Genomic DNA, 13,554 nt, shown 5'->3' on the forward strand with positions numbered 1-13,554 from the left:
CGCGGTCTTCCGGCCGGTTCTGCTCGTCGGCCGAGCTGCGCTCGCCGTTGTCGGTCGCGGCTTCGCGGTCTTCCGGCCGGTTCTGCTCGTCGGCCGAGCTGCGCTCGCCGTTGTCGGTCGCGGCTTCGCGGTCTTCCGGCCGACTCTGCTCGTCGGCCGCGCTGCGCTCGCCGTTGTCGGTCGCGGCTTCGCGGTCTTCCGGCCGACTCTGCTCGTCGGCCGCTTCGCCGCCGTTGTCCGGCCCGTCCGCCGCTTCCTGCGGCCGGCTGCCTTCCGTCGGCGCCTCGCTGCCGCCGCTCTGCGCCGACCCGGCCTCCGGCGGACGCGAGTCCTCGTCCGCCGGTCTCGACCCGCTCTGCGGCAGCGGGTCCGCTTCCGGCCGAGAGGTTTCCTCGGCCGCCGTCTCGGTCGGGCGGCTCTGCTCGCCCGAAGCGGCCTCTCCGGCCGCCGATCCGGCCGGTGCGCCGCCGGAACAGGCGGCCGCCACGGTGAGCAGCGCCGCCGTCGACAGCACCGTCAGCGCCATGCGGCAGGCCCGGCCCGGCTTGCCGGAACGGCGTTGAATCGTCTCGCCCGGTTCGGGCGAACCGGCATCCTTAAGAGCCTGCGCTTCTTGTGGCTTCTGCTTCATCCAAGGGTTCCTCCTGTTCGCGGTATAGGCTTCGCATCCTTCATGGGGTGGGGCATTTTCCCCATTCTAACAGATTTCGTACGGCGGGGTCATTCGCGGGAATGCTCTATGCGCCGCACTCCCGGCTTGTCGAAGCGAAGGAGGCGGCCTGCCGCGGCCGAAGCTTTGGAGGCCCTCTGCCGATAGGGTCCCCGTAAAGTCGGTCTGCCGCGCGTATTGTTTTAGTTTTTAACTAAATTTTTATGCAATATTGATCAATTTGTGAAATGACCTCAAAAGGCAGCGCCGGCTTTCCCTGCAAGGATTGTCGAAACGGACGAGCGGGCGTATAATGAAGGCATCTAAGATTTAGGTATTCAAAAAAACGAGTATTTTGCAGCGATTTTTATTTTACGGATATATGTGAAATTAGTTGCAAAGTACAGGCGGGAGTCAGCCATGAAAGGCAGGATGTTGAAAAAGGGGGACCTGATCCTGATCGGGATCGTGGTCGCAGCGGCGGTTGCTTTTATCGCGCCGGGGTATTGGAGCGGAGAAGAAAGTGAAAAAAATCACATCGAAAATCGCGTCGTGCATATCGAGGTCGACGGCAAAGCGTACAAAACGCTGCCGCTGACCGAGGAAGAACGGCTGTTTACGATCCGGACGGACAAAGGCTTCAATCAGGTCAAGATCCATGATGGCGGAGTCGAGATGCTCGACGCGGACTGTCCGGACAAACTGTGTCTGGGATTCGGATTCGTAACGCGGCCGGGTCAGCAGATCGTCTGCCTGCCGCACCGCGTGTCTGTCTTTATCGGAGTCGAATCGGGAGAGGAGCTGGAAGTCGATGACGTCGTTGGCTGAAGAGTCTTTGCTGCTCAAGAAAACGGTGATTCTGGCTATTTTCTCGGCGGTCGCGGTAGTGCTCGGGATCGTCGAATCGATGATTCCGCTCGGAAACTTCATGGTGCCGGGAGCGAAGCTGGGTCTGGCGAATATTATGATCCTGACCTGTCTGTACTTCCTCGGCGGGAAAGACACCCTGATGCTGGTCGTACTCAAAACACTGCTGACCGCGATGATCCTGGGCACCTTCTCCATGCTGCTGTTCAGTCTGTTCGGCGCGATTCTCAGCTTCGCCGCCATGTACGGACTGATGAAGATCAGCCGCAAACGGCTGAGTCTGATCGGGATCAGCGTCGCCGGGGGGATCGCGCATAATATCGGACAGCTCGGCGCGGCGGCGATCGTGATCGATTCGCTGCACATATTCTATTATCTGCCGGTGCTGATGATCGCGGGCGTGGCGACCGGAATTGTCGTCGGCATCGCGGTTCGTTATCTGACAAATTCGCTGGGCCGGATGAAAATGTTCGCACTGTTTGTGCCGGAGAATTATTGACGGGCAGCCGGGGCGTTTGGAAGGAGGAAGCGGCATGAAACGGGAAACAGCGGCTGAACTGAGCGGCGTCGGCTTTGCTTATGAAAAAGAAGAACCGGTGCTGCAGGATGTGCATTTGCGCGTTGGCCGCGGCGAATGGGTGGCGATCGTGGGGGCAAGCGGCTGCGGCAAATCGACGCTCGTTCGGCTGCTCAATGCCCTGCTGCGGCCTCAAAGCGGTACGGTATCGGTATTCGGCGAAGAGCTGACGGAGCATAATGCGCCTCTTGTCCGCTCCCGGATCGGAATGGTCTTCCAGAACCCGGACAACCAATTTATCGGGGAAACGGTCGAAGAAGATATGGCGTTCGGGCTGGAAGGCTTGGGACTGGCACGCGAAGAAATGGAGCGCCGCATTGCCTCGTATTCGGACAGGCTGGATATCTCGGCGTTTCTGCCGCGTCATCCGGGGGAACTGTCCGGGGGACAGAAGCAGCGCTGCGCGGTGGCGGCCTGCCTGGCGATGGAACCGGAGATCGTCGTTTTCGACGAGGCGACCTCCATGCAGGACGAGCGTTCGCGGCTCGAGCTGCTGACCGTCATTCGCGGGATGAAAGATCACGGGGATTATACGATCCTTTCGGTTACGCACGACGTCGACGAGATGCTTGCGGCGGACCGGATCGTGGCTTTAAAAGAAGGAACAATCTGCGCGGACCGGACGCCGGATGAATTTTTCGCGGATCCCGGTCTGCTTCGCAGCTGCGGCATCGAACCGCCTTTTCGCATGGAGCTTGCCCGGCAGCTGTCCGCTTTGGGTCTATTCGGCGCGGCAGGCGTGTATGGAAATACGGCGGAGGCGGGCCGTTTCGGCGGCGGAAGCGAAGCGGATCAACGAAGGGGGACGCGGTCATGAGAGGCTGGATCAAGCGGCGAGCCGCCGGGAAAAGAAACAGCGGAAAGCGGTTGGACGGCAGAAATCCGGTCGGCGGTCCCCCGGAGTCCGTACCTTGTCCGCAGATTGCTGCGGGCCGGTCGGAAACGGTGATCGAGTTGACGGATGCGGATTATATCTACCAGGCCGGCAGCCCTTTTGCGGCGGCGGCCTTGTATGGCGTGAATATCCGTATCCGCAGGGGAACGCTGGTCGGGATTGCCGGGGGCACCGGCTCCGGCAAATCGACACTGCTCCAACTGCTGAACGGACTGCTGCTCCCGGCCGGCGGCTCGGTTCGCGTGCTGGACCATATGCTGGTTCCCGGTCTGCAAAAACCGAAACTGAATGCGCTGCGCCGCCGGGTAGGACTCAGCTTCCAGTTTCCCGAGCAGCATCTGTTCGAAGATACGGTAGAGAAAGATCTTATGTTCGGACCGCTGAATTTTGGGATGACGCGCGAGCAGGCCCAGGCCCAGGCGCTAGAAGCCCTGCATGCAATGAAGCTCGATGACAGCCTGCTGAAGCGTCATCCGCTGACACTAAGCGGCGGACAGATGCGCAAAGCCGCGATCGCTTCGGTACTGGCGGCAGGGCCGGAAGTCCTCATGCTCGACGAACCGACGGCAACGCTCGATTCGGCTGCGCGCCGAGAGCTGGTTCTGCTGCTCGCTCGGCTGTGCCGCGAAGAAGGCCGCACGATCTTGGTGGTGACGCACCGGATCGAGGAACTGCTGGAAGTCGCGGACGAATGGATCGTGATGCATGAAGGCCGAGCCGTCTTCCAGGGCGATGCGGATGAACTGGGCGACCGGGCCGACGAGCTGGATCAGTGGGGGGTCGCCGTACCGGAGCCGCTGAAATGCTGGGCGGAATGGACGGCCCGTCTGCCGCAGCTGGCCGCGCTTCCGCTGCCGAGAACGGCGCAGGAGATGGCCCGGCGGATTGCCGAAGCGGTGCATCAATCGGCCAATCGTTCTGCTTTGGAAGCGGAAGCCGGGAATCCTGGAGGATTGGAGGCGAGCGTATGCGCGACAAACTGATGATCGGCCGGATGATTCCGACGGGTTCGCGGATCCACGGACTGGACCCGCGAGCGAAGATCGCGGCCATGCTGCTGTTCACGGCGGCGCTCATTCTCTCGGACGGCTGGCTTCCGGTGGTCGCGCTGGCCGTATTGGCCGCCGTCGTGCTGGCGGCGACCCGGATCCCGTTCAAAACGTATCTTCGCGCGATGCGTCCGCTGCGCTGGCTGATGCTGTTCGTCTTCTTGTTCCAATGGTTCGGGGGAACCGGAGCGGGGAACGCCGATGAAGCGGCCTGGGCCTGGACGTTCGGACCGGTCGCGCTGACCTCATCCGGCTTGTCCGAAGCCCTGCTTGCGGTAAGCCGGATGGCGCTGCTGATCGTTTTTACGGCGCTGCTGACCTTTACGACAGCGCCGTCCATGCTCAGCCGCGGCGTCGAAGGGCTGATCAAGCCGCTTGCCCGCAGGGGAACGGGGGCCGAACGATTCTCGCTTATGATGCGGCTCGCCCTGCGGTTCGTTCCGGCACTCCTGGAAGAAGCGCAGACGATACTCAAAGCACAGGCGGCGCGCGGCGCGGATTACGAAGAAATGAATCCGCGGGAAAAAGCCCGTCTGCTGCTGTCGCTGCTTGTCCCGGTAACGGTCGGCGCTTTCCGGCGGGCGGAAGAACTGACGACTTCGCTCGAAGCCCGGGGCTACCGGATCGGGGCACCGAGAACGGCATACCGGGGGCTCGCCTGGCGCGGTGCGGACACCTGGTTTACCCTGCTGTTCGCCCTGCTGCCGATCGCGGCGCTTGCCCTGCGGCTGACCGCATAGGCGGGATCGATTGAAAATAGGAATGGGATAGGGTAGAGGTTCAAGATTGAAAAGGGGGAACTTGGATATGGCACGTTATTTTCAAGGAAGAGAAGTGGAACTGCTGGCCCCGGTCGGCACATTCGAGATTTTTGAAACGGTGATTCGGGCGAACTGCGACGCGGTGTATTTCGGCGGTCCCGGGCTCAATATGCGGATGATGCGCAAAGGCTATAACTTTACCCGGACAGACATCGCCGAAGCGGTCAATATCGCGCACGGACTCGGCAAAAAGGCGTATGTCACGGTCAACAACATGCTGAGCGAAACGGACCTGCCGGAAGCGGGCGAATATTTGGCTTTTCTCGATCGCTCCGGTGTGGATGCCATTATCGTGCAGGATCTGGCCGTCCCTTCGCTGCTGCGCGAGCAGGGACTTGCCCTGCCGGTGCATGCTTCCGTCATGCTCAATGTACATAATGCCGAGATGGTTCGCGCCCTGCAGGAATACGGCGTAACCCGGGTTGTGACATCGAGGGAAATGGACCTTCGCACGGCTCGGATCATCGAGGAGCAGACGGGAATCGAGATCGAATATTTCGTGCACGGGGATATGTGTTCGGTGCACGGCGCCAACTGCTACATCAGTTCGCATCTGTTCGGCATGAGCAGCAACCGGGGCAAGTGCCTGAAGCCGTGCCGCTGGGATTACCGGATGAAAAAGGACGGCTATGTCTACAGCACCCCTTATCCACTGGCGGCCAAAGACATGAATATGTACGAATATCTGCCGGAGCTGATCGACGCGCATGTCACTTCGTTTAAGATCGAAGGCCGGATGCGCGACAAAGATTTTATTTCGGCGCTTGTGAACAGCTACGGCGAAGCGATCGACCGCTATCTGGACGACCCTGTCAGCTTTGACCGCGGAGTGGACAGCGAAGAAATGCACCGAAACCGCAAACGCGATTTTTCGACGGCTTACGCGTTTGGCACTCCGGGGTTGTCCAACATTAACCGGCGCTATGAAGGAACGGGCAAATTCTACAGTACGGGCAAAGTGTTCAGTACGCCGACAGCGGAGCGCGAGAGCAGCGAATCCGCGGTGAACGCGGTACGCGAATGGCTGCAAAATACGGCGGAGGAGAAAGCGGCGGAAATGTCCGATAGAGCGAATGCCGCCGGAGCGGCCGGCACTTCCGGCACCGCCCCGGCACAGGCGCCGCGGCGGAGTACGCCGAAGCTGACCGTTCGGGTCAACAATAAGGCCCAAGCCAGAGCGGCGCTTGAAGCGGGCGTGGACGAACTGTTCCTATCCGGCGATGTGCTGCTGCCGGATCGCCCGTTCGGACGCCGCGACATTGCCGAATTGGCCGCGATCAAAGGCTCGGCGCGCCTGATCCTCGCCACGCCCCGAATGATGGACGAAATCCATTTTGAACAGTACGATGCGCTGCTGGCGGGAGGCGTTCCCGGACTCGACGGCCTTCTGGTGACCAATCTGGGTGCGGTGCGCCGTTTCAAAAGCTTTGGACTGCCGATGATCGGCGATCTGTCGCTGAATCTGTACAATCATATGGCCGAGAACATGTACCGGGAGCTTGGCGTAGAGCGTATGACCGCTTCGATCGAAGCGAATCTTCCGGACCTTGCCGCGCTGCTCGGACGGACCCGGGGCGAGATGGAACTTACGGTGCACGGTACGCCGGTCGTCATGTATATGGAGCACGATCTGTACGCGAACACGGAAGTTTACGAGCCGATCGCCGAAGAAAGCAACCGTTACGTTCGCGACGACGTGCTTGTCCTCATGACGGACAAAGGCGAAAGCCCGGTCTACAAAGACGTACACGGACGCTGCCATCTGACGACATCCAAAGAAATCTGTATGCTTCCGGTCGTGGGCGAACTGATGGGAGCCGGGATCACCCATTTCCGTATCGAAGGTTCGACTTACTCGCCGGAACAACTGGCCCGTCTGCTCAGCGTCTATCGCCAGGCTCTGCAGGCACCGGACCAAGCGGCCGTGTTGGCCGAACGTCTGGAGCCGGCGTTTGCCGGGTTTACCCTGGGTGCGCTTGCGTTCCGCCGCGCGGACCGCAGCACGCCGGCCGACCTGCCGGCGCCGGTGGAAGCGAAGCAAGCCAATCAGGCACGGGAAGATAGCGGAGCGGCGGAGCTTGAGACGGCGCTTCAAGAAACGAAAGGGTGAACGGAATGAACGGACATGAAGCAATCGGAACGCCAAACGGGAACATCGACGGCAAAACGGCCCTCCCTGCGATGACGCCGGAAGAAGCCATTGCGCTGCGCAAAGCGCATTTCTTCCCCTGCACGCAGCACTTCTACCGCAATCCTCCGGTACTGGTCTCCGGTTCGATGCAGCATGTAACGGACGGGGCGGGCAAAAGATATACCGACTTTTTTGCAGGGGTATCCGTTGTAGCCAGCGGGCACTGCAATCCGGCAATCACGGAAGCGACGGTGCGGCAGACGGGCAGGCTGCAGCATACGACGACGATCTATCTGACCGAACCGTCCGCCCGATTGGCGCAGCGTATGGCCCGGCTGCTGCCGGCCTACCCGAAAGTCTTTTTCTGCAACAGCGGCTCCGAAGCAAACGAAGGAGCCTTGATGCTGGCTCGGCGTCATACGAAGCGCAGAGGCTTTATCTCGCTGACCGAATCGCTGCACGGCCGCACGGCGCTCACGATGAGCGTCACCGGGTTGGCCATGTGGCAGGGAGATCCTTTTCCGGACGATCAGGTCTATTTTATTCCCCGTCCTTACGGGTTCGGCGTGGATCCGCAGGAAGCGGCGGAACGTTCGCTGAGCGCACTTGGCGATGTTCTGCGCGAAGCGGGCGACCAGATCGCCGCGATGATCGTCGAGCCGATCCAGGGGAACGGAGGCATGATCGTGATGCCGGACGGGTACCTCGCCCGGGCCAAAGCCCTGCTGGACGAATACGGCGTACTGCTGATTGCCGACGAGATCCAGACCGGGTTCGGACGGACCGGCCAACTGCTCGCTTCGCAGCAGCTTGGCGTTCAGGCCGATATCGTGACGATGGCCAAGGCGCTTGGCGGCGGTATTCCGATCGGAGCTTTTGCCGCCTCGGAAGAAGTGGCTTCTTCCCTGAATACGCCGTCGGCCTCGACGTTCGGGGGCAATCCGGTCTCGGCGGCGACTGCCTTGGCGGTGCTGGATTATATCGAAGCGGAGCGCCTGCCCGAACGCGCGGAGCGGCTTGGCCGGGCACTAAAGCGCGGGCTGGAACGAATGCGGACTTTTTATCCCGAGATCGTCTCGGAAGTGCGCGGCCTAGGGCTGATGCTGGGCGCGGAACTGTATGCGGACGACCCGATTCGCGGTGCGGCGGTGGCCGACCGGGTGCTGGAAGAAATGAAGGACCGGGGCTTCCTGATCGGCAAGAATGGCGTGGCGCGCAACGTCCTGGCTTTCCAGCCGCCGCTTGTGATCGACACGGCCGATATCGAATCCATGCTGGAAGAACTGGATGCCGTGATCGGCGGTATCGATCGGGAGCGGCTGAGAGCGCAGGAGAGCGGAGAGCCTTCGGACGATTTCGTTGAACAATCGTATGGGGAACGCGCACAATGAGCGCGGTCATTCGCAGTGCGCTGATCAAGACGCGCGACTTCGGATCGCTCGTCATGTTTTCGCATACGCTGTTTTCGCTGCCGTTTGCCATCATCTCGATCGTATGGGCAGCGGAGGGTGTACCCGGGTGGCCTACTGTTCTGTGGTCGCTGATTGCGCTAATTGCCGCCCGCAACGGTGCCAACGCTTTCAACAGGCTGGCGGACCGCGAATTCGATGCGGCCAATCCTCGCACCGCACATCGGCATCTGCCGCAGAAACGGTTGAGTGTACGCGAAGTTTGGATCTTCGTGATCGTCAACTATGCGGTCTTCATCGCCGCGGCGGGTATGCTGAACACGCTGTGTCTGATCCTGTCTCCCGCCGCCATTTTTCTGATTTCTTCCTACTCGTATACCAAACGCTTTACTTGGCTCAGTCATCTGTACTTGGGCTTTACAATTGCTTCGGCTCCGATCGGCGCCTGGTTTGCGGTAACGGGATCGTTCGCATTCACCCCGTTCGTACTGGGCACGATTGTGATGCTGTGGATCGGAGGGTTCGATATTTTGTACGGTACGCAGGATATCGACTTCGACCGCAAACAGGGATTGTATTCGATCCCCAGTACGTTTGGCCTCAAGCCCGCCCTGTATATCTCGCGCTTTCTGCATCTGGTGATGATCGGGCTGCTGCTGTCTTTGTTCGTTCTGCGGGATCTGGGCGCGTTCTACCTGATCGGAATAGGGTTGGCCGCTTTCCTGTTGATGCTGGAGCACGGGATCGTAAAGCCGCATAATCGCAGGCTGATGAAGATCGCTTCGTACAATCTGAATCAGGGGGTCAGTATGCTGATTCTCCTGTTTACCCTGCTGGATTACTTTCTCTAGGTTGTCCGAACGTTTCGTCCGGTCCGGGATCCAACTTCCAAGTCCAGATGCCAAAAAGGATGTCCGGTTTATACCGGACATCCTTTTTGGCCTCTGCGTATCCAGTTAAGTCTGCCGCTTGGCCCGGTGCGGGCAGAGCGACGACTATTTCTGCAGCTCGTTCAGGAATCGGCGAATGCCTGATGTGACGAGGTCATGGTCTTCCTGATCCGGAAGTCCGGATACGGTGATCGTGCCGATCAATCCTTCGCCGGCCACCATCAGCGGGAAAGCCCCGCCGGCCAGAACGAACTCCTCGTCGCTTAAGCCGTAGTCGGCGCCCAGCGTTTTTCCTTCGCTGCGCAGCAGCAGGGCGGTATGCCAGGAACTTTTGACGAAGCGTCCTACCGTATTGTTCTTGCGGCGGATCCAATCTTCATTCTCGGGCGATGTCCCTTCCATGGCATGAAGGAACAAGCGATGTCCCCGGCGGGTCACATCGACGGTTACCTGTTTGCCGGTTCGGCGTGCTTCGTCGATCAGCGTCAATCCGAGTTGAAGCGCCGTTTCGGCGTCGAACCTCGGAAAACGTAGTTCTTCTTCTTCCAGCCGCATTTGCGACAGTCTTTCTTCGGGAGTAACGGACATAGGGGGAATATCTCCTTTGTAATAAGCTTGGATGCTTGGTTGTCGGATTAAATCAATTCGACATGTTCCGGCGATTTCCTTTTCCCGGAGCAAGGTTCTTTGTCTCTTGGCGGCTGGGGCGGTTTTGCGGCATATACGAATGGGCCGGCGGAAGCTTTCCGCCGGCCTGCTTGCTTTTTTATGCTTTCTAGAACTTCCGTCCGCCCAGTTCGTCTGCCAATGTCAGCAGGTCCGCGTGAGCCGCATAAGGGCTCAGCGAACGGGCGATTTCGCGGGCGGATTCGAGTTCCGCGTCGCAGAATCGCTCTGCCCGTTCCAGGGCACCGCTTACCCGGATCTTGTCGAGCAGCGGCCGGAGCTCTGCCGGGGACGTGTCCGGACCGACAGTCCGAATCTCGGCAGCGAGCTGCGGATCTTCCAGAGCGTACAAGACCGGCAGCGTCACCTGTCCCCCGAGCAGATCGCTGCCGGACGGCTTGCCGAGCTGCTTGGCCGAAGCGGTGAAATCGAGCAGATCGTCCCGGATCTGAAACGAGAGACCCAAATGTTCGCCGAAACGGTAAAGTCTGCGGCACAGCTCTTCCGGAGCCCCGCCCGCCCGGGCGCCGAATTCCAGCGAGACGGCCATCAAATGGGCCGTTTTGCGGCGCGATTTGAGCAGATAATCGTCAAGGCCGAGATCGTAGTCGTAGGCATGTTCAAGCTGCTCGTATTCCCCCAGACACAGTTCGGCGGTCGCCACGGCGGTAAAAGGCTGCTGCTGTTCGCTGCCGTCCGGTTCTTCGACCTGGGCCAGCAGTTCCACGACTCTGGCCGACATATAGTTGCCCACGTAGAGCGCATTCGCCGGGCCGATCAGCGTATGAAGCGAAGGTTCCCCGCGCCGAAGCGGAGAACGGTCGATCAGATCGTCGTGAATAAGCGAAGCGGTATGAATGAATTCCGCAGCAGCCGCAAGCTGTACGATGCGGCTGTCGTCCTTCCGGTCGCCGAAGCGGCTCCCCACCAGGACAAGCATGGGCCGCAGGCGTTTTCCGCCGGCTTCGATCGTCTTTAGAAGCGAGCGTTCGAGTTCGGAATCTTTCGGTACGTCTTTGTCGTATTTGACGATGCGTTTCATTTCCCGGTCAATCTGGCGAAGGTCGACACGGAGCTTGGTATGAAGTCCCATCTTATTGCGCCTCCTTTTGACCGGTCAAAGCCTGTTCAAAAGCAACCGCAAGTTGAATGCTGCCGCCCCGGCCCAGCGCCCGGGAGATCTGGGCTTTTTTGACGAAAGGAGCCAGACCGCGCAGCAGAGCTTCTTCTTTACACTTGAGCGTATATTGAATATACAGGCTGTAAAGATAGTCACCGTCCAAAATGCGGCGGTTCAGCTCCGGATCGTCCAGCTCCAACGGTCCGGAGTGGCGCGAGAACGCGGCATCCAGCAGCATGTACACGGCCAGCAGCCCCGGCTTCCGAAGCGGTTCCACTTGGCAGCGGTCGAAGACGGCCAGCGCTTCGAGAAGTCCGGCCTTCTGCGGATCGAGCCGGATCCGCGTAATCGGGTCGATCTCGGCCTGGAGGCGCTCCTGCGCTTCCCGGATCATTGTGTCGTTCATTGAAGCACCCCTTGACGGACTAACAAAATACCGAATCGGCTGATATACCGTGTTCACTCGGATTCCTCCACATTATGAGACAAATTCTTTGATTATGCAAAAACGTCGGGTTGAAAAAAGCGGAGCCATGTGCGTTGTAAGCTGCACATAACCCCGCCCGTAACGCCAAGTCGGTAGGTCAGTCTGTATAGAGATACCAACGTTTGGCAAACCAGGTTTTCTTCCAGTGTTTCTTGAGCCAAGGCAGGACATAATAATCGAGACCGAAGATGCTGCCCGAACCGCCGATGAGCGCGAATGCGGAAAACCAGTACCACCACATATCGGTCGGAGCCATACCGGAAGACCAGATCATGAGACCCATGCCGATTGTGGCGATCGAAGCGATCGCGGAGAAGAGACCGGCGATAAGCATAAGGCCAAAGATAATTTCGGCGGCAACCATGCCGACTTGGAAAGCGGTAGCCAACCAGGTATAGCCGCCGTCGCCCGAATAGAACATCAGATCCATCATCGAGCTGACCATGTCCGAGACGAATCCGGGAACCGGAATCGCCTGAACGGCTTGTCCGGCATTTTCGACCGCGGAAGCCGCCGTTTGGGCATCGACTGTCGAAGCCACGTTGCCGACCGCTTCGGAAGCGGCGCTGACCACATCGGCATTCGGGTCGGGCGGAATCAGGAAGATATTGTTCGGATCATCGATGACTTTCTGGAGTTTGTCCCAGCCTTCGTGCAGCCACATCCAGCCGACGAACACGCGCAGCGGAACGAGCCAGAAGTTCGGCGAGCGCTTGGAGAAGTGTCCGCCCAGAAAGGTGCGGCGATCATGGGCATGGAAGATTTCGTGCATCAGATAAGTCCAGACTTTGTTGAAGCCAAGAACGGTGAACAGATACAGGACGTTGATCGCATGTTTGGCGAACATCGCGAAGAATCCGGTCAGCGAGAAGAATTTGCCCGGCAGGCCGACGCTTGCGACGCCGTAACGGCTGCCGATCGAGACCATCATGCCGTGGAAAGCCGGCTTGTAGGACTTCTTGGTTCCGCCTTTGATATCGGCGGTGATATTGTGTGCGATCAGCGGAGCCGCATGCTCGGCGTTTTCGACCATCTGCGGAACCGGGCGTTCTTCGCCTTCCGGAATAAAGAAGATGTTGTCGCCGACGACATAAACGTTTTCGTGATCGAGACTCTGCAGTTTGTCGTTGGTTTCGATCCGCTTCCGGCCTTTTTGCTGGACATCGAGCTTGTCGAGGATTTCGGCCCCTTCGACGCCGGCTGTCCAGATTACGGTGCGGGCCGTCAACTTTTGGTCGCCGAGCTCGACACCCGTCTCGGAGACTCCGGTGATCTGCTTGCCGGTGATGATCTCGATGTCGAGCTTCTTGAGATAACGTTCCGACTTGGCGATCAGTTTGTCCGGCAGCAGAGGGAGAATCTTCGGCGCCATATCGGCGACGATCATCCGGACTTCGGACGGATCAATGTAGAACTCGCGGCACAGTTCACTGCGGTATTCGGCCATCTCGCCGATCAATTCGACGCCGGTAAAGCCCGCGCCGACTACGACGAAAGACAATTTCTCCCGTCGAACCGCCAGGTCGCTTTCTTTGGCGGCCTCCGTGAACATCTGCCGGAAACGGTCTTTCAATCGGACCGCATCGTCGTAAGACCAGAGCGTGTAGCTGTTTTCTTGCGCTCCCGGAATACCGAAGAACGTCGGCTTGGAGCCGGTCCCGATGACGAGATAGTCATAGGCGTAAGCAGCCTGCTTGCCTTTCAGCGAACGTTCGGTAAAGTCGATATTCTCGATTTCATCCAGGATCACATCGACTTTGAGACCTGCGAAGATTTTTTTGAGATCGATTTTGACCGCGTCTTCCGGAGTCCGGTTTGCCGCCACTTCATGCAGTTCGGTCAGCAGGGTGTGGTAGGGATTGCGGTCGATCAGCTGGATTTGTACATCCGTATTTTTTTTGAAGTTTTTTGCCAATTTCTTTGCAGTCAGAACGCCGCCATAACCTCCGCCGAGTACGACTATCTTTTTCATCAGGAAAACCAACCTTTCCGT

12 protein-coding genes are annotated in these 13,554 nt (G+C 59.2%); 8 read left to right on the forward strand and 4 right to left on the reverse strand.

Translation table 11 applies throughout. From position 1 onward, the window contains the following. The first annotated feature begins 1,069 nt into the window (after nt 1–1,069). The 8 genes from HOP44_RS19465 (at nt 1,070) to HOP44_RS19500 (ending at nt 9,249) form a co-directional block, all read left to right on the forward strand. Entirely contained in the window at nt 1,070–1,477 is a 408-nt protein-coding gene (locus HOP44_RS19465) for a NusG domain II-containing protein (RefSeq protein ID WP_343059969.1), read from the forward strand. Next, nucleotides 1,461–2,015, forward strand: a complete 555-nt coding sequence (locus tag HOP44_RS19470; protein ID WP_172256488.1) for a Gx transporter family protein — start codon at nt 1,461–1,463, stop codon at nt 2,013–2,015. Before HOP44_RS19465 ends, HOP44_RS19470 begins: the two co-directional genes overlap by 17 nt. Before the next feature lie 34 nt (nt 2,016–2,049). Beyond that, nucleotides 2,050–2,910 carry an ATP-binding cassette domain-containing protein gene (locus HOP44_RS19475; protein ID WP_172256490.1) on the forward strand — a complete coding sequence of 287 codons (861 nt, stop codon included), beginning with the start codon at nt 2,050–2,052 and terminating at the stop codon, nt 2,908–2,910. Beyond that, nucleotides 2,907–3,971, forward strand: coding sequence for an ATP-binding cassette domain-containing protein (locus tag HOP44_RS19480; RefSeq protein WP_172256492.1), 1,065 nt, complete (start codon nt 2,907–2,909; stop codon nt 3,969–3,971). The genes HOP44_RS19475 and HOP44_RS19480 overlap by 4 nt, the downstream gene beginning before the upstream one ends. Then, nucleotides 3,956–4,777 carry an energy-coupling factor transporter transmembrane component T family protein gene (locus HOP44_RS19485; protein ID WP_172256494.1) on the forward strand — a complete coding sequence of 274 codons (822 nt, stop codon included), beginning with the start codon at nt 3,956–3,958 and terminating at the stop codon, nt 4,775–4,777. Before HOP44_RS19480 ends, HOP44_RS19485 begins: the two co-directional genes overlap by 16 nt. A gap of 67 nt (nt 4,778–4,844) precedes the next feature. Next, nucleotides 4,845–6,968, forward strand: a complete 2,124-nt coding sequence (locus HOP44_RS19490; protein WP_172256496.1) for a peptidase U32 family protein — start codon at nt 4,845–4,847, stop codon at nt 6,966–6,968. Nucleotides 6,969–7,039: 71 nt separating this feature from the next. Then, on the forward strand, nt 7,040–8,380 hold the full coding sequence (locus tag HOP44_RS19495) for an aspartate aminotransferase family protein (RefSeq protein ID WP_172256691.1): 1,341 nt from the start codon (nt 7,040–7,042) through the stop codon (nt 8,378–8,380). Then, a complete protein-coding gene (locus HOP44_RS19500; protein ID WP_172256498.1) occupies nt 8,377–9,249 on the forward strand; it encodes a 4-hydroxybenzoate octaprenyltransferase in 873 nt (290 codons plus the stop codon). The genes HOP44_RS19495 and HOP44_RS19500 overlap by 4 nt, the downstream gene beginning before the upstream one ends. 144 nt (nt 9,250–9,393) lie before the next feature. Here the strand turns inward: HOP44_RS19500 and HOP44_RS19505 are convergent, their stop codons facing one another. The 4 genes from HOP44_RS19505 to HOP44_RS19520 all read right to left on the reverse strand — a co-directional run bounded on the left by HOP44_RS19505 (nt 9,394) and on the right by HOP44_RS19520 (nt 13,533). After that, nucleotides 9,394–9,876, reverse strand: coding sequence for a heme-degrading domain-containing protein (locus HOP44_RS19505; RefSeq protein WP_172256500.1), 483 nt, complete (start codon nt 9,874–9,876; stop codon nt 9,394–9,396). A gap of 187 nt (nt 9,877–10,063) precedes the next feature. Further along, complete coding sequence (locus HOP44_RS19510) at nt 10,064–11,047, reverse strand: polyprenyl synthetase family protein (RefSeq protein ID WP_172256502.1); 984 nt, start codon at nt 11,045–11,047, stop codon at nt 10,064–10,066. A 1-nt stretch (nt 11,048) separates the two neighbouring features. Beyond that, nucleotides 11,049–11,480, reverse strand: a complete 432-nt coding sequence (locus HOP44_RS19515) for a hypothetical protein (RefSeq protein ID WP_172256504.1) — start codon at nt 11,478–11,480, stop codon at nt 11,049–11,051. 178 nt (nt 11,481–11,658) lie between these two features. Continuing rightward, nucleotides 11,659–13,533: an FAD-dependent oxidoreductase gene (locus HOP44_RS19520; RefSeq protein ID WP_172256505.1), complete on the reverse strand. Its 1,875-nt coding sequence runs from the start codon at nt 13,531–13,533 to the stop codon at nt 11,659–11,661. Nucleotides 13,534–13,554 lie beyond the last annotated feature (21 nt).

Source organism: Saccharibacillus deserti (genome assembly GCF_013618475.1).
GTDB lineage: Bacteria > Bacillota > Bacilli > Paenibacillales > Paenibacillaceae > Saccharibacillus > Saccharibacillus deserti.

Bases quoted from the DNA above. Each gene is read 5' to 3' on its own strand.
- HOP44_RS19465 (WP_343059969.1), top strand. From the start codon at position 1,070: ATGAAAGGCAGGATGTTGAAAAAGGGGGACCTGATCCTGATCGGGATC.
- HOP44_RS19470 (WP_172256488.1), top strand. From the start codon at position 1,461: ATGACGTCGTTGGCTGAAGAGTCTTTGCTGCTCAAGAAAACGGTGATT.
- HOP44_RS19475 (WP_172256490.1), top strand. From the start codon at position 2,050: ATGAAACGGGAAACAGCGGCTGAACTGAGCGGCGTCGGCTTTGCTTAT.
- HOP44_RS19480 (WP_172256492.1), top strand. From the start codon at position 2,907: ATGAGAGGCTGGATCAAGCGGCGAGCCGCCGGGAAAAGAAACAGCGGA.
- HOP44_RS19485 (WP_172256494.1), top strand. From the start codon at position 3,956: ATGCGCGACAAACTGATGATCGGCCGGATGATTCCGACGGGTTCGCGG.
- HOP44_RS19490 (WP_172256496.1), top strand. From the start codon at position 4,845: ATGGCACGTTATTTTCAAGGAAGAGAAGTGGAACTGCTGGCCCCGGTC.
- HOP44_RS19495 (WP_172256691.1), top strand. From the start codon at position 7,040: ATGACGCCGGAAGAAGCCATTGCGCTGCGCAAAGCGCATTTCTTCCCC.
- HOP44_RS19500 (WP_172256498.1), top strand. From the start codon at position 8,377: ATGAGCGCGGTCATTCGCAGTGCGCTGATCAAGACGCGCGACTTCGGA.
- HOP44_RS19505 (WP_172256500.1), bottom strand. From the start codon at position 9,876: ATGTCCGTTACTCCCGAAGAAAGACTGTCGCAAATGCGGCTGGAAGAA.
- HOP44_RS19510 (WP_172256502.1), bottom strand. From the start codon at position 11,047: ATGGGACTTCATACCAAGCTCCGTGTCGACCTTCGCCAGATTGACCGG.
- HOP44_RS19515 (WP_172256504.1), bottom strand. From the start codon at position 11,480: ATGAACGACACAATGATCCGGGAAGCGCAGGAGCGCCTCCAGGCCGAG.
- HOP44_RS19520 (WP_172256505.1), bottom strand. From the start codon at position 13,533: ATGAAAAAGATAGTCGTACTCGGCGGAGGTTATGGCGGCGTTCTGACT.